Genomic DNA, 1,935 nt, shown 5'->3' on the forward strand with positions numbered 1-1,935 from the left:
GGGTTGCGGAGGGTGGGAAGGCGCATGGCCGCAGCTATCGCCTTGTGGGATGAAGAGGTCTATGCAGGCCCTTCACAAGGCTTAGGAGAGGCTTCGGATGAGAAACGCAATCTGCCTCGCATTGACTGCGGCAGTGGCCGGGTGCGCGACCTCCCCGGTCGACTATGAGGCGTCGCTTTCGCAGCAGGACCAGAAATGGGCTTCGCCGGCATGCCAACAGGCCCGCAGGGCGGCTTCGGATTACCAAGCTCGCGAGAAGGAGCATCCGGGGTGGGGTTTCGGCGTCTTGCTTGGTCCATACTCGATGGGGCTCGTCGCAGCCATCAAGGAGCATGAGCAGAAGCAACGAAAGCTGTTCGCCCGCGAGGTGCACCTGCAATGCTCAAGCCTGCCGCTGCCGAAGGAACTGCAGGGCAATTTGAACCCGGGGGTGCGGCCGACGAAGTATCCATAGCCTCTGCATTGTTCAGCCTGCAGAAGGCACTGCCGGCCCTGAATGCGGCGTTGGCGCGCACCGGCCCCGAGGCCGTTGAAGCACGGCTGCAAAGCATCGGCGACGATCCGAAGCTCCAAGGTCTCGCGCAGCTGGCCAAGAAAGACAGTCTCTCCGCCAAGAGCAACCTGCGCTACGTCGACAGGATCCTCAAAAGCATCGAGAGTGGCTTCAACACGGTTGATGGCGACATTCTGGTCAAGAATGACCAGGGCCAGTACCAGCTCGGTGATTTCTCGATCTCGTTCAAGGGCCAGGCGATGCTGACCTCCAGGGATACATTCGAAGCATTCGCGGGCTGAGTCGCCTCGCGGCACCCGTCACCTCGGCATGAAATCTCCCGGTGCTGACGACCCTGCTAATGCCCGAGGAGGCAAGGCGGATCTTGTTCGTGCTGTTCGTGACGGCGGCGTATTTGCGGATCGTGGAAGAAAAGTAGCCATTCACTCGTCACAATTCGCGCCAGTGTCCAAGGCCGCAGAAATCACAACTGCGCAGCAATTTTCGCACTCGCCCATCAAATCGAGTGGTTGTTTATTTAAAATAACCCAGATATTTAAATCGCAAACATAGATGGGGGATGAGTTGGAACGTGTCTCAAATATCCTGTTATTGAGTTTCCGGTGAATGACCGACTCTAGTTCGGCGTTTTCGGCAGCGGAGCAGGGGCTAGGTTATATATATCAGGCCAGATTTGCACTCCTGAAGGTGCTCGATCTTCCGGAGGATGGTGCTGTATACATCGAAAGAAATGATGACGTAGAATTTGTAGCCACCAATGCAGGTGTCTCGCTGGCTTCGCTTAAGCACAAAGCCCCAGGAGACAGGCTCTCGGACTTATCGGTCGACTTCTGGAAGTCGGTGCGCATATGGATCAAATACTACAAGGCGAGCGGTATGGAGGCGTCTGACGCCCGCTTCCTTTTGTTCAGCACTGCGAGTATTTCTCCCAACTCATTCCTTACCCTGTTTACCGGTGTGCAAGCAGATGACGGCACTAGAGCTGAAGTGGCCGCGAATATTCTGGCTCAAAGCCAGTCCCGTGAAATCGCAAAAGTCAAATCCGAACTCGATGGTTTGACCGCCGAAGAGACCCGAGATTTCTACGGACGCATAACGATCTTCCCAGCGGCACCACGAATTAATGAAATTCCGATGTTGGTGGATCAACGGCTTCGCACCGTCCGCCGAGAATTCCGCGTCGCTTTGTTCGAGAGACTTGAGGGTTGGTGGACCGACACCGTTATTAAGCTTCTGTCTGGCGAACGGAAGAAACCGATCAAGGTCCAGGAGGTTTCCGACAAGCTTGCGGCGCTCGCCGACGAGTATCGAGCGGATAACCTGCCCATAACGTTCCGAAATCGCCATCCAGACGGCAAGATCGATGCCTTAAACGACCCACGAATATTCGTTGAGCAACTGCGTGTGCTCGATCTGCCGGC

General features: G+C 56.0%; 3 protein-coding genes and 1 pseudogene. All 4 read left to right on the forward strand.

The window, feature by feature from the left end:
• Positions 1–97: 97 nt before the first annotated feature.
• Positions 98–454: a hypothetical protein gene (locus EN893_RS31615; RefSeq protein WP_127266999.1), complete on the forward strand. Its 357-nt coding sequence runs from the start codon at positions 98–100 to the stop codon at positions 452–454.
• Positions 379–795 carry a hypothetical protein gene (locus tag EN893_RS31620; RefSeq protein ID WP_127272796.1) on the forward strand — a complete coding sequence of 139 codons (417 nt, stop codon included), beginning with the start codon at positions 379–381 and terminating at the stop codon, positions 793–795. Before EN893_RS31615 ends, EN893_RS31620 begins: the two co-directional genes overlap by 76 nt.
• Positions 796–830: 35 nt before the next feature.
• Positions 831–932: pseudogene (locus EN893_RS39590) on the forward strand (ABC transporter permease); the annotation flags it as partial.
• A gap of 188 nt (positions 933–1,120) precedes the next feature.
• Positions 1,121–1,935, forward strand: an 815-nt coding sequence (locus EN893_RS31630) for a hypothetical protein (RefSeq protein WP_128362081.1), incomplete at its 3' end; no start/stop codon positions are given.

This window comes from Mesorhizobium sp. M7A.F.Ca.CA.004.04.2.1, from assembly GCF_004022825.1.
In the GTDB taxonomy this organism is placed as follows: Bacteria; Pseudomonadota; Alphaproteobacteria; order Rhizobiales; family Rhizobiaceae; genus Mesorhizobium.

Excerpts from the sequence above, each read along its gene's own strand:
- EN893_RS31615 (WP_127266999.1), top strand. The coding sequence starts at position 98 with ATGAGAAACGCAATCTGCCTCGCATTGACTGCGGCAGTGGCCGGGTGC.
- EN893_RS31620 (WP_127272796.1), top strand. The coding sequence starts at position 379 with ATGCTCAAGCCTGCCGCTGCCGAAGGAACTGCAGGGCAATTTGAACCC.